The sequence below is a fragment of the Phyllobacterium calauticae genome (genome assembly GCF_019991125.1).
GTDB lineage: Bacteria > Pseudomonadota > Alphaproteobacteria > Rhizobiales > Rhizobiaceae > Phyllobacterium > Phyllobacterium calauticae.
The window spans coordinates 991,731-1,010,671 of sequence record NZ_JAGENB010000002.1; the positions used below are offsets into that span (position 1 = coordinate 991,731).

Annotated in this window: 14 protein-coding genes; 12 read left to right on the plus strand and 2 right to left on the minus strand. The window is 55.5% G+C overall.

What is annotated here, in order from left to right; translation table 11 throughout:
- The first annotated feature begins 96 nt into the window (after positions 1–96).
- The 4 genes from rplJ to rpoC all read left to right on the plus strand — a co-directional run bounded on the left by rplJ (position 97) and on the right by rpoC (position 9,738).
- The gene (gene rplJ, locus J1W56_RS10750) at positions 97–615 is read left to right on the plus strand and encodes a 50S ribosomal protein L10 (protein WP_105732675.1); all 519 of its coding nucleotides are present in this window, start codon (positions 97–99) and stop codon (positions 613–615) included.
- Between the two features lie 47 nt (positions 616–662).
- Complete coding sequence (gene rplL / locus J1W56_RS10755) at positions 663–1,040, plus strand: 50S ribosomal protein L7/L12 (protein WP_223613254.1); 378 nt, start codon at positions 663–665, stop codon at positions 1,038–1,040.
- Positions 1,041–1,234: 194 nt separating this feature from the next.
- Positions 1,235–5,386 carry a DNA-directed RNA polymerase subunit beta gene (gene rpoB, locus J1W56_RS10760; RefSeq protein WP_223613255.1) on the plus strand — a complete coding sequence of 1,384 codons (4,152 nt, stop codon included), beginning with the start codon at positions 1,235–1,237 and terminating at the stop codon, positions 5,384–5,386.
- 143 nt (positions 5,387–5,529) lie between these two features.
- Positions 5,530–9,738, plus strand: coding sequence for a DNA-directed RNA polymerase subunit beta' (rpoC, locus tag J1W56_RS10765; RefSeq protein WP_223613256.1), 4,209 nt, complete (start codon positions 5,530–5,532; stop codon positions 9,736–9,738).
- A gap of 112 nt (positions 9,739–9,850) precedes the next feature.
- Here the strand turns inward: rpoC and J1W56_RS10770 are convergent, their stop codons facing one another.
- Together J1W56_RS10770 and J1W56_RS10775 are read right to left on the minus strand one after the other, a co-directional pair.
- Positions 9,851–10,132 (minus strand): hypothetical protein, encoded by a 282-nt coding sequence (locus tag J1W56_RS10770; protein WP_223613257.1) that lies wholly within the window; start codon positions 10,130–10,132, stop codon positions 9,851–9,853.
- A gap of 24 nt (positions 10,133–10,156) precedes the next feature.
- Positions 10,157–11,899: an ATP-binding cassette domain-containing protein gene (locus J1W56_RS10775; RefSeq protein ID WP_223613258.1), complete on the minus strand. Its 1,743-nt coding sequence runs from the start codon at positions 11,897–11,899 to the stop codon at positions 10,157–10,159.
- Between the two features lie 231 nt (positions 11,900–12,130).
- Here J1W56_RS10775 and J1W56_RS26155 point away from each other — a divergent pair, with 231 nt between their 5' ends.
- From J1W56_RS26155 to J1W56_RS10815, 8 genes are all read left to right on the plus strand, one after another.
- The gene (locus J1W56_RS26155; RefSeq protein ID WP_404928128.1) at positions 12,131–12,271 is read left to right on the plus strand and encodes a hypothetical protein; all 141 of its coding nucleotides are present in this window, start codon (positions 12,131–12,133) and stop codon (positions 12,269–12,271) included.
- Between the two features lie 104 nt (positions 12,272–12,375).
- Positions 12,376–13,272 (plus strand): McbB family protein, encoded by an 897-nt coding sequence (locus J1W56_RS10785; RefSeq protein ID WP_223613260.1) that lies wholly within the window; start codon positions 12,376–12,378, stop codon positions 13,270–13,272.
- Positions 13,262–14,068: a nitroreductase family protein gene (locus J1W56_RS10790; RefSeq protein WP_223613261.1), complete on the plus strand. Its 807-nt coding sequence runs from the start codon at positions 13,262–13,264 to the stop codon at positions 14,066–14,068. The genes J1W56_RS10785 and J1W56_RS10790 overlap by 11 nt, the downstream gene beginning before the upstream one ends.
- Positions 14,052–15,224: a YcaO-like family protein gene (locus J1W56_RS10795; protein WP_223613262.1), complete on the plus strand. Its 1,173-nt coding sequence runs from the start codon at positions 14,052–14,054 to the stop codon at positions 15,222–15,224. Before J1W56_RS10790 ends, J1W56_RS10795 begins: the two co-directional genes overlap by 17 nt.
- A 501-nt stretch (positions 15,225–15,725) precedes the next feature.
- On the plus strand, positions 15,726–16,097 hold the full coding sequence (gene rpsL, locus J1W56_RS10800; protein WP_008121760.1) for a 30S ribosomal protein S12: 372 nt from the start codon (positions 15,726–15,728) through the stop codon (positions 16,095–16,097).
- A 60-nt stretch (positions 16,098–16,157) separates the two neighbouring features.
- A complete protein-coding gene (gene rpsG / locus J1W56_RS10805) occupies positions 16,158–16,628 on the plus strand; it encodes a 30S ribosomal protein S7 (protein ID WP_105732683.1) in 471 nt (156 codons plus the stop codon).
- A gap of 33 nt (positions 16,629–16,661) precedes the next feature.
- Positions 16,662–18,749: an elongation factor G gene (gene fusA, locus J1W56_RS10810; RefSeq protein ID WP_223613263.1), complete on the plus strand. Its 2,088-nt coding sequence runs from the start codon at positions 16,662–16,664 to the stop codon at positions 18,747–18,749.
- Between the two features lie 65 nt (positions 18,750–18,814).
- Positions 18,815–18,941, plus strand: a 127-nt coding sequence (locus J1W56_RS10815) for a GTP-binding protein (protein WP_244910400.1), incomplete at its 3' end; no start/stop codon positions are given.

Below are 18,941 nucleotides of genomic sequence, written 5' to 3' on the forward strand. Positions count from 1 at the left end.
AAGTGTTGTTTGGTTTCAGTTTTCGGATTGAAGCCTTGCAACAAAAGGCAACCCGGCAGGGACGCACCGTGCGTTTCTGCCAAATGGAGAGAGACAGTGGAAAAAGCGGAAAAGCGCGAATTTGTCACTTGGCTGAACGGCGTCTTCAAGGACTCCGGTTCAGTTGTCGTGGCCCACTATACCGGTCTCACCGTTGCGCAGCTGAGCGATCTTCGCTCCAAGATGCGTGATGCTGGTGGCACCGTTAAAGTCGCGAAGAACCGCCTTGCCAAGATCGCTCTTCAGGGCACGGAATCGGAAGGCATTTCTGACCTGTTCACAGGTCAGACACTTGTTGCCTATTCGAATGATCCGATTACGGCACCAAAGATCGCCATCGAATTTGCCAAGGGTAACGAGAAGCTCGTCATCCTCGGTGGCTCGATGGGAGCAACAACTCTCGACGCTGATGGCGTGAAGGCTCTTGCCGCACTGCCGTCACTCGACGAGTTGCGTGCAAAGCTGGTTGGTATGATCCAGACACCAGCAACGCGCATCGCTCAGATCGTCAACGCACCGGCAGGCCAGCTTGCCCGCGTTTTCGGCGCCTATGCCCGGAAGGACGAAGCGGCATAAGGCCGTTCTCGCTGTCAATATATCGAACCTTGTAAAGGAAAACCAAAATGACTGATCTCGCAAAGATCGTAGACGACCTGTCCAACCTGACTGTTCTGGAAGCTGCTGAACTTTCCAAGCTTCTGGAAGAGAAGTGGGGCGTTTCTGCTGCTGCTCCTGTTGCTGTTGCTGCTGCCGCTGGCGGCGGTGCAGCTGCTGCAGCCGTTGAAGAAAAGACTGAATTCGACGTCGTTCTGACCGAAGCCGGCGCTAACAAGATCAACGTGATCAAGGAAGTGCGCGCTATCACCGGTCTCGGCCTCAAGGAAGCCAAGGACCTCGTTGAAGCTGCTCCCAAGCCAGTCAAGGAAGCTGCTACCAAGGACGAAGCTGACAAGATCAAGGCACAGCTCGAAGCAGCTGGCGCCAAGGTTGAACTCAAGTAAGTCCAACATTTTTGGCGGGCAGGGCGACAAGCCCTGTCCGCTGATCTGCCCTTTTTGGGCAACCCGGTACTGAACCCTTTTCCTGACGGCAATTCCGATGCTTTCAGGAAACGGGTTTTGTCCCGTTCACGGGGCCGCAAAAGCGGTTTTAAGAAACATGCCAGTTTCCGCTGGCGCAAAGACGAGGAGCGACGATGGCTCAGACCCATACTTTTAACGGTCGTAGGCGCGTACGCAAGTTTTTCGGCAAGATCCCTGAAGTCGCAGAGATGCCGAACCTCATCGAGGTTCAGAAGGCTTCCTACGATCAGTTCCTCATGGTTGAGGAGCCGAAAGGCGGGCGTCTTGATGAAGGTCTGCAGGCTGTGTTCAAGTCTGTGTTCCCGATCCAGGATTTCTCCGGCGCTTCCATGCTTGAATTCGTCAAGTATGAATTTGAAGCTCCAAAATTCGACGTTGACGAATGCCGTCAGCGCGATCTGACCTATGCTGCACCGCTGAAAGTCACGCTGCGCCTGATCGTGTTCGATATTGACGAGGATACGGGCGCCAAGTCGATCAAGGACATCAAGGAACAGGACGTTTACATGGGCGACATGCCGCTCATGACCGATAACGGCACGTTCATCGTCAACGGTACCGAGCGCGTCATCGTTTCGCAGATGCACCGTTCGCCGGGCGTTTTCTTCGATCACGACAAGGGCAAGACCCATTCGTCGGGTAAGCTGCTGTTTGCTGCGCGCGTCATTCCTTACCGCGGTTCCTGGCTTGACATCGAGTTCGATGCCAAGGACGTGGTCTATGCTCGTATCGACCGCCGCCGCAAGATTCCTGCGACATCGCTGCTGATGGCGCTGGGCATGGACAGCGAAGAAATCCTGTCGACGTTCTACAATTCGCTGATGTTCAGCCGTGACGGCGACACCTGGCGCATTCCGTTCTCCGTCGATCGTTTCCGCGGTTTCAAGGCGACAACCGACGTTATCGATGCCGATACCGGTGAAGTCATTCTCGAGTCCGGCAAGAAGCTAACAGCCCGTGCTGCCAAGCAGCTTGCTGAAAAGGGCCTGAAGTTCATCAAGGCAACGGAAGACGACCTGTTCGGCATGTATCTTGCCGAAGACATCGTCAACATGGAGACCGGTGAAGTCTATCTCGAAGCCGGTGACGAGCTGGACGAGAAGACCCTCAAGGTTCTGCTCGACACGGGTGTAGCAGAGATCAACGTTCTCGATATCGACCATGTCAATATCGGACCGTATATCCGCAACACGCTGGCCGTCGACAAGAACGAGAGCCGTCAGGACGCGTTGTTCGACATCTACCGCGTCATGCGTCCCGGTGAGCCGCCGACAATCGACTCGGCGGAAGCCATGTTCAAGTCGCTGTTCTTCGATAGCGAGCGCTATGATCTCTCGGCTGTTGGCCGCGTGAAGATGAACATGCGTCTCGACCTGAATGCGGAAGACACCGTCCGCATCCTGCGCAAGGAAGATATCCTTGCCGTGGTCAAGATGCTGGTCGATCTGCGCGACGGTCGCGGTGAAATCGACGACATCGACAATCTCGGCAACCGCCGCGTGCGTTCGGTCGGCGAATTGATGGAAAACCAGTACCGCGTTGGCCTGCTCCGCATGGAGCGCGCCATCAAGGAACGCATGTCGTCCATCGAAATCGACACCGTGATGCCGCAGGACCTGATCAATGCGAAGCCGGCAGCCGCTGCCGTTCGCGAATTCTTCGGCTCCTCGCAGCTGTCGCAGTTCATGGATCAGACCAACCCGCTTTCGGAAATCACCCACAAGCGCCGTCTTTCGGCACTTGGACCCGGTGGTCTGACCCGCGAGCGTGCCGGCTTCGAAGTCCGCGACGTGCATCCCACGCATTACGGCCGTATCTGCCCGATTGAAACGCCGGAAGGCCCGAATATCGGTCTGATCAACTCGCTCGCAACCTTTGCCCGGGTCAACAAGTACGGCTTCATCGAAAGCCCGTACCGCCGGATCGTTGACGGCAAGGTCACGGATGACGTCGTCTATCTCTCGGCGATGGAAGAAGCCAAGTATCACGTGGCGCAGGCCAATGTGGAACTCGACGCTTCCGGCGCCTTCACGGACGAATTCGTTGTCTGCCGTCATGCGGGTGAAGTTCTGATGGCTCCGCGTGAAAACGTGGATCTGATGGACGTGTCGCCGAAGCAGCTCGTATCGGTTGCCGCAGCGCTCATTCCGTTCCTGGAAAACGACGACGCCAACCGCGCTCTGATGGGCTCGAACATGCAGCGTCAGGCCGTACCTCTGGTTCGCGCCGAGGCACCGTTCGTCGGTACCGGCATGGAGCCGATCGTTGCCCGTGACTCCGGCGCGGCCATCGGTGCACGCCGCACAGGTATCGTCGATCAGGTCGATGCGACGCGTATCGTTATCCGTGCGACGGAAGATCTCGTACCGGGCAAATCAGGCGTCGATATCTACCGCCTGATGAAGTTCCAGCGTTCGAACCAGAACACCTGCATCAATCAGCGTCCGCTGGTTCGTGTTGGCGACCGGATCGAAAAGGGCGACATCATTGCCGACGGTCCTTCGACGGACCTGGGCGATCTGGCGCTCGGCCGCAACGTGCTCGTCGCGTTCATGCCTTGGAACGGCTACAACTACGAAGACTCCATCCTTCTGTCTGAGAAGATCGTTTCGGATGACGTCTTCACCTCGATCCACATCGAGGAGTTTGAAGTCATGGCCCGCGATACGAAGCTCGGACCGGAAGAAATCACGCGCGACATTCCGAACGTTTCGGAAGAAGCCCTGAAGAACCTGGACGAAGCCGGTATCGTTTACATCGGTGCGGAAGTTCAGCCCGGCGACATTCTCGTCGGCAAGATCACGCCGAAGGGCGAAAGCCCGATGACGCCGGAAGAGAAGCTTCTGCGCGCCATCTTCGGTGAAAAGGCTTCCGATGTCCGTGACACCTCGATGCGCATGCCGCCCGGGACTTACGGTACGGTTGTGGAAGTTCGCGTTTTCAATCGCCACGGCGTTGAAAAGGACGAACGCGCCATGGCGATCGAACGCGAGGAAATCGAGCGTTTGGCCAAGGACCGCGACGACGAACAGGCTATTCTTGACCGCAACGTCTATGGCCGTCTGGCTGACGTTCTCAATGGCAAGCCTGCCGTTGCCGGACCGAAGTCGTTCAAGAAGGGCACTGTTGTCACGACGGAAGTCATGGGTGAACACCCGCGTTCCCAGTGGTGGCAGTTCGCCGTCGAGGACGAAAAGCTTCAGGGCGAAATCGAAGCTCTGCGCAACCAGTACGACGACTCCAAGAAGCTGCTTGAACAGCGCTTCATGGACAAGGTCGAGAAGGTACAGCGCGGCGACGAGATGCCTCCGGGCGTCATGAAGATGGTCAAGGTCTTTGTTGCTGTGAAGCGCAAGATCCAGCCAGGCGACAAGATGGCTGGCCGTCACGGCAACAAGGGTGTTGTCTCGCGCATTGCCGCCGTTGAAGATATGCCGTTCCTCGAAGACGGAACGCATGTCGACATCGTGCTCAATCCGCTTGGCGTGCCAAGCCGCATGAACGTTGGCCAGATTCTGGAAACGCATCTGGGCTGGGCCTGCGCCGGAATGGGCAAGAAGATCGGTGATCTGATCGAAGCCTACAAGGCACAGTATGCGGCCAGTGGTCAGGGCGATATCCAGCCGCTGCGGGCGACGATCGAGTCGATCATCCCCGACAACGACCGGAACGAGCCAGTCCGCAACTATGACGACGAGAGCATCGTTCGTCTTGGTGAGCAGATGAAGCGCGGCGTGTCGATTGCAACGCCGGTGTTTGACGGTGCGCATGAGCCGGACATCAACGTGATGCTGGAGCAGGCGGGTCTGAAGGCTTCTGGTCAGTCCACGCTCTATGACGGACGTACGGGTGAAACTTTCGATCGTCAGGTGACTGTCGGCTACATCTACATGCTGAAGCTGCACCACCTGGTCGACGACAAGATCCATGCCCGTTCGATCGGACCATACTCGCTCGTGACGCAGCAGCCTCTGGGTGGTAAAGCCCAGTTCGGCGGTCAGCGCTTCGGTGAAATGGAGGTCTGGGCCCTGGAAGCATACGGTGCGGCCTACACGCTGCAGGAAATGCTCACGGTCAAGTCCGATGACGTCGCCGGTCGTACCAAGGTCTATGAAGCGATCGTCCGCGGTGACGATACGTTCGAGGCCGGTATTCCGGAGAGCTTCAACGTTCTCGTCAAGGAAATGCGTTCGCTCGGTCTCAATGTCGAGCTGGACGATACACGCCAGCAAGAGCAGCAGGCTTTGCCTGACGCGGCAGAGTAAAAAAGTTGGGGTGCGCGGTTTGCCGCGCACCCGACCATTTTGTTTCGAGCCGCTGCAGAAGCGGCATTTGATCTAGATGGACCCGCGACGGCGGATCATTCCATCGCAAGCAGAGGGCAATTTTTGCCCCATGGAGAAACGGCATGAACCAAGAGGTCATGAATCTTTTCAATCCTCAGGTACCTGTACAGGCATTCGATTCCATCCGGATTTCGATTGCCAGCCCTGAGAAGATTCTGTCCTGGTCATACGGTGAGATCAAGAAGCCGGAGACGATCAACTACCGCACATTCAAGCCTGAGCGGGATGGTCTCTTCTGTGCTCGGATCTTCGGGCCGATCAAGGACTATGAATGCTTGTGCGGCAAGTACAAGCGCATGAAATACAAGGGCATCATCTGCGAAAAGTGCGGCGTGGAAGTGACGCTGTCGCGCGTTCGCCGTGAGCGCATGGGCCATATCGAACTCGCAGCCCCGGTTGCGCACATCTGGTTCCTGAAGTCTCTGCCAAGCCGTATCGGCACATTGCTCGACATGACCCTCAAGGGCATCGAGCGCGTTCTCTATTTCGAGAACTACATCGTGACCGAACCCGGCCTGACATCCCTGAAAGAGCATCAGCTGCTTTCAGAGGAAGAATACATGATCGCTGTCGATGAGTTCGGTGAAGATTCCTTCACGGCACTGATCGGCGCGGAAGCTATCCATGAGCTTCTGGCTTCCATGGATCTGGAGAAGATTGCCGGCGATCTGCGTGAAGAGCTGGCGACAACGACTTCAGACCTGAAGCAGAAGAAGCTGATGAAGCGTCTGAAGATCGTCGAAAACTTCCTGGAATCGGGTAACCGTCCGGAATGGATGATCATGAAGATCGTTCCGGTCATTCCGCCGGACCTGCGCCCGCTGGTTCCGCTGGATGGCGGCCGCTTTGCGACGTCCGATCTCAACGACCTCTATCGTCGTGTGATCAACCGTAACAACCGTCTGAAGCGCCTGATCGAACTGCGCGCACCCGGCATCATCATCCGCAACGAGAAGCGCATGCTTCAGGAATCGGTTGATGCACTGTTCGACAACGGCCGTCGCGGCCGCGTCATCACCGGTGCCAACAAGCGTCCGCTGAAGTCGCTGTCCGACATGCTCAAGGGCAAGCAGGGCCGCTTCCGCCAGAACCTGCTCGGCAAGCGCGTCGACTATTCCGGCCGTTCGGTCATCGTGACCGGTCCGGAACTGAAGCTGCACCAGTGCGGTCTGCCGAAGAAGATGGCGCTCGAACTGTTCAAGCCGTTCATCTATGCCCGTCTCGACGCCAAGGGTTATTCCTCGACCGTCAAGCAGGCGAAGAAGCTGGTTGAAAAGGAAAAGCCGGAAGTCTGGGATATCCTTGACGAAGTCATCCGCGAGCACCCGGTTCTCCTGAACCGTGCGCCGACGCTGCACCGTCTTGGCATCCAGGCCTTCGAACCCATCCTGATCGAAGGCAAGGCAATCCAGCTGCATCCGCTCGTCTGTACCGCTTTCAACGCGGACTTCGACGGTGACCAGATGGCTGTTCACGTTCCGCTTTCCCTGGAAGCGCAGCTTGAAGCCCGCGTTCTGATGATGTCGACGAACAACATCCTGCACCCTGCAAACGGTCTGCCGGTTATCGTTCCGTCACAGGACATGGTTCTGGGCCTGTACTATCTGTCGATCGTTGCGGCGAAAGAGCCGGGCGAAGGCATGGCTTTTGCCGATATCGGTGAACTGCATCACGCCATTGGCAGCGGTGCTGTCACCCTGCACACCAAGATCAAGGGCCGCTTCAAGAGCATTGATGCGGACGGCAAGCCGACGTCGAAGATTTTCGACACGACGCCTGGCCGCATGATCATCGGTGAGCTGCTGCCGAAGCACCACAACGTGCCTTTCGACATCTGCAACCAGGAAATGACCAAGAAGAACATCTCCAAGATGATCGACACGGTCTATCGCCATTGCGGACAGAAAGAGACGGTCATTTTCTGCGATCGTATCATGCAGCTCGGCTTCTCCCATGCCTGCCGTGCCGGTATTTCCTTCGGCAAGGACGACATGGTCATTCCGGAAACCAAGGCGAAGCTCGTTGCCGAGACCGAAGCTTTGGCGACCGAATACGAACAGCAGTACAATGACGGCCTGATCACCCAGGGCGAGAAGTACAACAAGGTCGTCGACGCCTGGGGCAAGTGCACCGAGAAGGTCGCCGACGAAATGATGGCCCGCATTAAGGCTGTCGAGTTCGATCCTGTCACTGGTCGCCAGAAGCAGATGAACTCGATCTACATGATGTCGCACTCGGGTGCCCGTGGTTCGCCGAACCAGATGCGCCAGCTGGGCGGCATGCGCGGACTGATGGCCAAGCCTTCGGGCGAAATCATCGAAACGCCGATCATTTCGAACTTCAAGGAAGGCCTGACCGTGAACGAGTACTTCAACTCGACCCACGGTGCCCGTAAGGGTCTTGCCGATACCGCCTTGAAGACGGCCAACTCCGGTTACCTGACACGCCGTCTCGTCGACGTCGCGCAGGATTGCATCGTCATCTCGGTGGATTGCGGCACGACAACGGGCCTCACCATGCAGCCGATCGTTGATGCCGGTCAGGTCGTTGCGACCATTGGCCAGCGTGTTCTCGGCCGTACGGCGCTCGAAGACATCCTGCATCCGCTGACGGGTGACGTTCTGGTTACCGGCGGCAACATCATCGACGAGTTCGATATCGATGCCATCGAGAAGGCGGGCGTCCAGTCCATCCGCATCCGTTCGGCTCTCACCTGTGAGACCCGTGGCGGCATCTGCGCCAAGTGCTACGGCCGCGATCTGGCCCGTGGTACGCCTGTCAATCAGGGTGAAGCTGTCGGCGTTATCGCCGCTCAGTCGATCGGTGAGCCAGGCACGCAGCTGACGATGCGTACGTTCCACCTTGGTGGTACGGCGCAGGTTGTGGATCAGTCGTTCCTCGAAGCCAGCTATGAAGGCACGGTGCAGATCCGTAACCGCAATGTGGTTCGCAACTCCGACGGCCATCTGGTTGTCATGGGCCGTAACATGGCTGTCGTCATTCTTGATGCGACAGGCAAGGAACGGGCGACACACCGCGTCACCTATGGTTCGCGCATCTATGTCGATGACGGCGATACGGTTAAGCGCGGCCAGCGCGTTGCCGAGTGGGATCCTTATACCCGCCCGGTCATGACGGAAGTCGAAGGTCATGTCGAATTCGAAGACATGGTCGACGGTCTCTCCGTTTCGGAAACGACGGACGAGTCCACCGGTATCACCAAGCGCGTGGTCATCGACTGGCGTTCGACACCGCGCGGTTCGGACCTGAAGCCTTGCATCGTTGTCAAGGACAAGGCCGGCAAGGTTCTGAAACTGGCAAAGGGCGGCGATGCACGCTTCCAGCTGTCGGTTGAATCGATCCTGTCGGTTGAGCCCGGCTCGCACGTGAAGGCGGGTGACGTTCTTGCCCGTATCCCGATGGAAAGCGCCAAGACCAAGGACATCACCGGTGGTCTGCCGCGCGTTGCGGAACTGTTCGAAGCACGCCGTCCGAAGGACCATGCGATCATCGCCGAAATCGATGGTACGGTTCGTTTTGGCCGCGACTACAAGAACAAGCGCCGCATCGTCATCGAACCGAACGACGAGACACTCGAGCCTGTCGAATACCTGATCCCCAAGGGCAAGCCTTTCCATCTTCAGGATGGCGATGCGATCGAAAAGGGCGATTACATCCTCGACGGCAACCCGGCACCGCATGACATTCTGGCCATCAAGGGCGTGGAAGCACTCGCTTCGTATCTCGTCAATGAAATCCAGGAAGTCTATCGTCTGCAGGGCGTTCTGATCAACGACAAGCACATCGAAGTGATTGTCCGCCAGATGCTGCAGAAGGTCGAAATCACCGAATCCGGTGACACTGGCTTCATCGCCGGTGACCATGTCGACCGGATCGAGCTGGACGAGATCAACGAACGTCTCGAGGAAGATGGCAAGAAGCCAGGCTACGGTACTCCGGTTCTCCTGGGTATCACCAAGGCTTCGCTGCAGACGCCGTCCTTCATCTCGGCTGCGTCCTTCCAGGAAACGACACGCGTCCTCACGGAAGCTGCCGTTGCCGGCAAGATGGATGCGCTGCAGGGCCTGAAGGAAAACGTCATCGTTGGCCGTCTGATCCCGGCCGGTACGGGTGGAACGGTCAAGCAGATCCGCCGCATTGCCGGTGCCCGCGACGAGCTGATCATCGACGAGCGCCGCAAGGAAAGCGGAGCCGGTGCTGCCAAGGTCGACGCCATGCTGACCGATATGACAGGCACCCCGGCCGAATAAGCCGGTTGCACACGACGACATTGAAAAGGCCGCCTTTCGGGGCGGCCTTTTTGTTTGGGCTATGATGTGAATGCTGATGGGCAAACGAAGAAACTGTTCAGTATCCTCGGCGTTATTCGTCAAACTCGATCAGCGCGGCCTGGCCGGTGAGGGCGGTCTTCCAGGCGGAGAGGTGCGGTTCTTCCTCCGGTTCGCTTGTCAGCGTGCCGATCTCCAAGAGTTCAGCCTCTTCATAGCCTTCATTGGCCAGAATCTGCAGGGCGGTTTCAACCAGCCCGTCGGCATCGTCATTCATCAGGAGAACATGCACCTGCAGCGGCTCTTCATCGCCTTTCTTCCAGACGTCGGCAACGATGAGGTGGACTGTTTTCGGTTCGGGATTATCTGTTGGCATTGAATTGATTCCAGAGTTTGATCGTCATTCTGTCTGTAATGAAATCGTACCATTTATGAAATCAGAATATTCTTTGCAGCCAAGCAGATCGATATGGGGCCCACAAAGAGTTTTTCCCGGTCCAATCAAATAGAGGACGGTATCATTTGGTCCGATCAACTTTATGTCATGGGTGATTATAATCTCGGTCTGCCTGTTTTCACGATTGTTCAATGCCAGGACCACGCGCGAGCGATTTACTTCATCCAGCGCGGTTGTCGGTTCATCCAACAGCAAGAGATTGGAAGGTTTCAGGAGTGCACGAGCCAAGGATATGCGTTGTTTCTCGCCGCCGGATAGTCTGTTGCCGCGTTCCCCCACGGTCGGCTCGTTCTCGCCATCATGCCGGTCCAGGACCTCACGCAATCCCAATACCGACATGATGGCTTCAATTGCATCGTTCGGTGCGCCGGAACCAAGGGCGATATTGTCTCTGATTGTCATATCAAACAAAAGGCTGTCCTGGTAAGCCACCGCGATACCATTGCGGAATGCTTCGGCGTTGGTCTGTGTCAGATCGACGTTCTCAATGGTGAAATGCCCGGTCGATGGGGGAACCAGACACCCCAGAACGCGCAGAAGACTGCTTTTTCCCGTGCCGGACGCACCGACGATGAACAGTCGGCTGGCTGCGGCGATCGAAAGGTCCAGGCCGACAATCACGGGAGTCGCGCCTATCGTGATCCCAAGATTGGTGAGTTGCAAAGCCCAGGGTCTGTCGGCTACCGGCAAATCAGAACTCTGCGCCGCAGGAACTGGATTTTCCGCAAGAAGACGCATCAACAAGGTCGCTTCTCCGGCAGAAGCATGTATTTCCCTATAGACACGCGCCAATGTCTCGACGGGCTGCAGCAGCCGGATGATGTAGGTATTGATCAACACAAGTTCGCCAACCGTGAGCGAACTTGTGGAAACGTCCAGTGCACCGTGCCATAGAACCCAAATCACGACGCCGCCGAATATGATCGTTTGCCATACGCCGTAGTAAACACGCTGGGTGAAGGTCACTTTCCAGTGCCCGTCATTTGTCTTCAGCTTCTTGTTGAGCTGCTCGATGATTGCCGTGCGCAAGTTCGCTTGCTGTACATGATCTGCGTTGACGAGGGCATCAAGCCCGTATGTCCAGGCGGCGGTGCCGCTTTCCATGGCGTCTTCAGTCGCTGCCCGTATGCGGATCGCCGACAGGTTTGCCAGGTATCCATAGACGCAAAGAGCGGCAATCAACAGCACTGCAATCCATGGATCGACCATGACTGCGATGACAAATCCCGCAATCATCAGCTCGACGATCGTCGGTGCAACGGAAAAGGCAAGGCTCGATGTAATATCCCGGATGGCATCGAGCCCCTTTTCAACGATACGGCCTAGCTCATGAGAGGTGTGTTCCCGCATCGCATGATAGGGAAGCGACAACGCATGGTTGAAGACGTTCAGCGTGAGGTGGCGTTGCAAACGGAGATTGAATGGACCAAATGTCAGCCATTCGAATTGAGAGATGATGGAGGTGATCAGCAAGCTCACGGAAAACGCAAGAATAAGGGATATACCGGCTTCCATGTCACGCCCCTCAGACAGGAGATCGATGCCCTTTGCAAACAGTATCGGAATGGCAGACATTGCCGCACTGACTATGGTGATTGTTCCGATCAAAATAAGTAACAGTGCAAACTGTCTTCTACTTTTGAATATTATTAAAAAGGAATATCTGAATACGGCGGATTCATTCACGAAATTTTCCTGTTACATAAGAATTATATTATTAAAGTTGAAATTATACGAGCCATATTGGCTGAATTCCAATCGTTTATCTATGGAACTAACGTATAATATACATAGCGATGCAATTCGATATGATGTGCTTGTTGCAAATTTCCAAGGAGATATGGAATGTTGATCCATTTTCTGAGCCCAGGACAATTCGGCGATCAAGTCGAGTTCGACGATGATGACAACGCGACCATGGCAAGCGGCGGACTGAGTGGCGTAAGCCCAGGTAGCTCGAAATCGAGCAGCAGCGCAAAATGTGATAGCAGCAGCAGATGCGGTGCATCCGGCAAAAGCAGCAGTTCTTCGGCCTCGGGCAAGGGGTGGAGCACCTAAGCCCAGGGGCGGTACCCAAGCTGCGCGTACCGCCTCTTTTTAGCTGACAACATTGTTGCATTGATCCAGGGCGCCACGGACCACTCCAAATCTGGAGGTTGAGGATGCGATTTAACATTCAGCCCTATGCCAAAATCGTCGGTGAAGATGACGGCATGCCTTTCATATGCACGCCATCCGGTGTCACACGCCTGCATGACCACTCGATGATCGATGTGCTGACGCATCTCAAGGCATTGGGCGTCTCGACAAATCAACCAGCCATTGATCAACTCTTTGCAGATCAGAATATTGACCCGAGGGCTGGCCGGAGTTTTCTTGAAAGAATCAACATATTGAAGCGGTATCGCGATGATGTGCGGGTTGTGGTCTATTCAACAGACGGGGCCATGGCAGTTATGGTTGCCGCGCAAATCGAGAGGAATGATGCTGTCGACGTCGTCATCATTGATGAACTGGGTGACATTTCAGGACCAACAATACTCATCTGTGTCCAGGCGCAATATGATCATGGATTGGCGCGCGCCATTGTCGATCTCTGTCATCAAAAACCGGATCTGTTTCTCTTGCACGCCTACTTTGTATTGAGGCACTTTGTGATTGACGGGTTTTATTCGGTGCGGATGGCGCTGCCCGACCATTTCAGTTCGCTCTACAATCTTGCGGGTCTCGATCGATCATCCAAATTCAAACCTTCCAGCTGGGCGGATGTTTTCTTCGCTCATGCAAGTGCGGTCAGCACCACTGCGGTCCCAACCTTGCCAAGGTCTTCTCTTGAAGAGAGCGCTGCCCTGCATTTGCTTTATACCCGCTTCCGGCAATTGATCGCGGCTGAAATGGTTCCCGTCTTCTCCGATGATCTGGGTACAGTCACGGAGATGAATCTGGATAGCGGACATATTCAACGCCATCGCGCCAATCACTCAAGTTTCAGCTCGTCCATGCGTGACTGGGCCGTTTCGCCGCCCAGCCCAATGGGGAGAGCCGATCATGAAAACTGACGAAACCGCATCGTTGAATCAAATCGGCTTCGCCGGTCAGTTCGTTGATGCCGATGTGGAATACCACGTGAGGGAATTCCATCAGGCCTGCGTGACCCCGGTCGGCTCTGGATTTGAGAATTTATTTGGCTTTTCCGCGGTGACAAACAACCATTTGAAGCGTGCCGAGTTTGCCGAAGCAAGATTTTCCCACCTTACCCAGACCATCGAAATCCCGCAGGAAAAGCCCATCTGCAATATCTCGCGTTTCGCGTCGCTGCACCATGGCGATGAAGGCATCGAGATTGCGTTTTCATTGATCGGCCGCATATTCAATCAGGCACTGGCAGCCGATCAGCAGAGGCGGCGACCCTATCCTTCCGGTGGAGCGCTCTATGCGGTAGAGGCAATCTTGATTACCGGCCCTCGGGTTCAGGAAGGGCAGAGGTTGTCAGCCTTCCATTTTCTTCCCGTGTCCAATGCATTCGAACAACTGACCGCGCATGTTTCAGCGTCTGATTTTTCCGGCCTGAGCGACGTACCAAATCCGTCTTTCTATGTTCTCTACTGCGTCAACCTGAAAAAATCGATCTTCAAATATCGTGCGCGCGGCTACAGGCTCTCACTTCTCGAGGTGGGATCGATGTACCAGAATATGCTGTCTTGCGCCCAATCTGTGGGCGTTTCATCGCGCGTCCTGTCAGGCTTCCCCGAGCGCCAGATTGCACACATGTGTCATCTGGATGGCCGATTGCTGCTGCCGACTATTGTTCAGGCATTCGGGTTCGAAAAGAAACAAGATGGTAATCCAGCATAGATTTCGACCAGTGATCACAGCGGTACCGCACGTTGCCGTTGAGGCATCGAGCCCGCCACTCATATCGGAACCTAGCGTTTTTGGAGCGCACGACAGTAGCCGTATACGAGGGCACGGCTTTGGCTACGGACCAGACATACATCTCAAGGCTTTCGGAGAGTATATGGAGCGCTTTGTTGCGTACCGAAGTATCGGGTCAAGCGGTTATGCCACCATCAATGAATTGAACGTTTCGCTGGAAACGAAGAGTGCATTGAACGCCGCGATAACCGAGGCGTGTGGCGACGAGCAAACCGGCCAATCCGTTGCCGGGCACAGGTTTGATACTGTTGAGGTTCTTGATCTGAGCTCGGGCGAGACGGTGCGGCTGCCACGGATACTGTTTTCCCTTCACACTACGAAGGACCAGCAATTTGTTCCAACCCGCGACACATCCGGATCGGCGCTTCACGTCAACAAGGAGGCAGCGTTCCAAAATGCCGTCCTTGAATTTGTCGAACGACAAAGTCTGGCCGCGATGTGGGCTTCGAAGCGATGTCAGGCACTGTCCGTGCTGGAGCCCGACAACGTTGCAGATCGGAGGATCAAAACATTGCTGCAGCGGTTGAGCATGCGGGGAATGCTGCGCTGCTACAACATTTCGTTTCTCAAGGGGGCGCATGTGTTGTTTGTGGTCTACAAGGCGCGGTCCGAATCCGACTTCGTGCAATTTGCATGCGGCGCTTCAGCAGCGTTTTCGTGGCAAGCCGCGCTTTCAAAAGCACTTACGGAGGTTTGGCAGACGAGTGTCCTCCTTCCACAGATGAATTTCTTCGATTCCACGGAGTATGGTGGAGGGGAACTCAAGGAATGTTTTCAGAAAGCCAACCGCAGCGACTATGACCTGGATCTGGAGGTAGCTCCGTTGTTTGGCTTGAATGGCGAAGATGGGTCTCTGGTTGAACTGAGGCAGTCTTTGCTGGACGTCAGCAAGAGCATGTTTGCCTTCTCACAAAGCCAATACATGGGACTTAACAAACTCACATTCTGTAAATTGTTCTCTCCGGACTTCTTCATTCACATGAATCCGGGGGCAGGCAACAACAACCAGAACCGTTGGCTTCAAACAATTGCTAGGGATAGGCCCCTGCGGCTGACGTCTATGCCTTTCAGCTAGTGCAAGAACGCTTGGAAGGTCATGATTCTGGCAGCCCTGCGACTCGCGGGTGCTGCCTGTTGCAGCGACTCTCAAAATCGCTGTGAAGAAAGAGAAATTTAACTTGAATTATTGGTAGTCCGGCGAAACAATCTTACCATCAGGCCGCAAAGTGCCCCGAAACGCTCCAAACCTTAACAAAATTTGGAGTTCAGGCTTGACGCGGAGCAGGGGACAAAGTATCAGCAGCACATCTGAGCCGATGTGAGATTGGCTGTTTCGGAGCGACACGCTCTGGAGTTCATCTCAAACAGGGTTCGTTTTACGATCGAAATGCAATTTGCCGCTCGCATGAAGCTCTTAAGGCTTCCTCTGCTTTTATTCGGGCAACCACCCTCGCGGTGGTTTATTTGCCCGAATTCGTGCATGAGCATGGCGCTGAAACGGCCCTGACGGGCGAAGATACGAGATTTGTGCCGAAGCGCGTGCGCTTTGATACGCATTACAAAGAGGGAAGGTTGAATGCCTACCGTAAACCAGTTGATCCGCAAGCCGCGCACTGCGCCGGTAAAGCGCAATAAAGTTCCTGCCCTGCAGGAAAACCCGCAGAAGCGCGGCGTTTGCACCCGCGTCTATACGACGACCCCGAAGAAGCCGAACTCGGCTCTGCGTAAGGTTGCCAAGGTGCGTTTGACGAATGGCTTCGAAGTTATCGGATACATTCCGGGTGAAGGCCACAACCTTCAGGAACACTCTGTCGTGATGATCCGCGGCGGCCGTGTCAAGGATTTGCCGGGCGTTCGTTACCACATCATCCGTGGTGTTCTCGATACGCAGGGTGTCAAGAACCGTAAGCAGCGCCGTTCCAAGTACGGTGCAAAGCGTCCGAAGTAAGATTTTCCGGGACTTTGGCCACCAGGTAGGTCAACCCGATGCAGATAAGAGACAAAAAGTATGTCCAGACGCCATAGTGCAGAAAAGCGTGAGATCAACCCGGATCCAAAGTTCGGCGATCTCGTTCTGACGAAGTTCATGAATGCAGTCATGCATCATGGCAAGAAGTCGATCGCTGAGCGTATCGTTTACGGTGCGCTTGAGTCGGTTGAAGCCAAGAGCAAGCAGGAGCCGGTTGCCCTGTTCCATCAGGCCCTCGACAATGTTGCGCCGCACGTTGAAGTGCGCTCGCGCCGTGTTGGTGGTGCAACATACCAGGTTCCGGTCGATGTTCGTCCAGAGCGTCGTCAGGCTCTTGCCATCCGTTGGCTGATCAATGCTGCTCGCGGTCGCAATGAGACCACGATGATTGATCGCCTGTCCGGCGAACTCCTGGATGCGGCAAACAACCGTGGCTCGGCTGTGAAGAAGCGTGAAGACACGCATCGCATGGCAGAAGCCAACCGCGCATTCTCGCATTACCGCTGGTAATCGTCGAAACCCTATTCTTGAAGGCACCATATCATGGCCCGCGAATATAAAATCGAAGACTACCGTAATTTCGGTATTATGGCGCACATCGACGCCGGCAAGACCACGACCACCGAGCGTATTCTTTATTACACCGGCAAGTCGCACAAAATCGGTGAAGTCCATGATGGCGCTGCAACCATGGATTGGATGGAGCAGGAGCAGGAGCGTGGCATCACGATCACTTCCGCTGCAACCACCACCTACTGGACAGGCCGCGATGGCAAGAAGCGTCGCTTCAACATCATCGACACGCCAGGCCACGTCGACTTCACGATTGAAGTCGAGCGCTCGCTGCGCGTTCTCGACGGTGCGATTGCACTGCTCGATGCCAATGCCGGCGTAGAGCCGCAGACGGAAACCGTTTGGCGTCAGGCTGAGAAGTATCATGTTCCGCGCATGATCTTCGTCAACAAGATGGACAAGACCGGCGCCGATTTCGATCGCTGCGTTGAAATGGTCAAGACCCGTCTTGGTGCCAAGGCTGTTGTCATGCAGCTGCCGATCGGTGCAGAGACAGAATTCAAGGGCGTCGTCGATCTGATCGAAATGAAGGCTCTGGTCTGGCGCGATGAGCAGCTGGGTGCGCAGTGGGATGTCGTTGAGATCCCGGCTGATCTGCAAGCCAAGGCTGAAGAATACCGCGAAAAGCTGATCGAAGCCGCCGTCGAAGTCGATGAAGCTGCGATGGAAGCGTATCTGGAAGGCAACATGCCTGACAATGATGCTCTGCGCGCTCTGATCCGCACCGGCACCTGCCGTGTTGAATTCCATCCGGTATTCTGCGGTTCGGCCTTCAAGAACAAGGGCGTACAGCCTCTGCTTGATGGCGTTGTTGAATTCCTGCCTTCGCCGGTTGACGTTCCTTCGATCAAGGGTATCGACCCGAAGACCGATGGCGAGACAACCCGCAAGTCTTCGGATGAAGAGCCTCTGTCGATGCTCGCATTCAAGATCATGAACGATCCGTTCGTTGGTTCGCTGACTTTCTGCCGCATCTATTCCGGCAAGCTGACCAAGGGCGTTTCGCTCGACAACACAGTCAAGAACAAGCGCGAACGTATCGGCCGTATGCTGCAGATGCATTCCAACTCGCGTGAAGACATTGAAGAAGCGTTTGCCGGCGACATCGTTGCTCTGGCAGGCCTGAAAGAAACAACGACAGGTGACACGCTCTGCGATCCGCTGAAGCCGGTTATCCTGGAACGCATGGAATTCCCCGATCCGGTTATCGAAATCGCGATCGAGCCGAAGACCAAGGCCGACCAGGAAAAGATGGGCATTGCGCTGAACCGTCTTGCTGCTGAAGATCCTTCATTCCGCGTCAAGTCGGATGAAGAGTCGGGTCAGACAATCATCGCCGGCATGGGCGAACTTCATCTCGACATTCTCGTTGACCGTATGCGTCGCGAGTTCAAGGTCGAGGCGAATGTTGGTCAGCCGCAGGTTGCCTACCGCGAATCGATCACACGCAAGAAGGAACAGGACTACACCCACAAGAAGCAGTCGGGTGGTTCGGGTCAGTTCGCTCGCGTCAAGATCATCTTCGAACCCCACGATGGCGACGATTTCATCTTCGAATCGAAGATCGTCGGCGGCTCTGTACCGAAGGAATACATTCCGGGCGTTCAGAAGGGTATTGAAAGCGTCATGGGTGCGGGTCCGCTCGCAGGCTTCCCGATGCTCGGCGTGAAAGCCACGCTGATCGACGGTGCCTACCATGATGTCGACTCGTCGGTTCTGGCATTCGAAATCGCAGGCCGTGCGGCATTCCGTGAAGCTGCCCGCGAAGCCGGTGCCCAGCTGCTCGAGCCGATCATGAAGGTCGAAGTTGTAACGCCTGAAGATTATGTCGGTGACGTAATCGGCGATCTGAATTCACGTCGTGGTCAGATTTCGGGTACCGAAGCCCGTGGCATTGCTACGGTCGTCAATGCAAACGTGCCGCTGGCCAACATGTTTGGTTATGTGAACACGCTGCGTTCGATGAGCCAGGGTCGTGCACAGTACACGATGCAGTTTGATCACTACGAACCTGTTCCGACAGCAGTCGCACAGGAAATTCAGAAGAAGTTTGCGTAGCCCTAACGGTTGCGCGTGACAGTTGAGTTAAGCCTGAGCAGGCGAACATATAACGGAGAGCTCAGATGGCTAAGAGCAAGTTTGAACGTAACAAGCCGCACGTCAACATCGGCACGATTGGTCACGTTGACCATGGCAAGACATCGTTGACGGCAGCGATTACGAAGTATTTCGGTGAATACAAGGCGTACG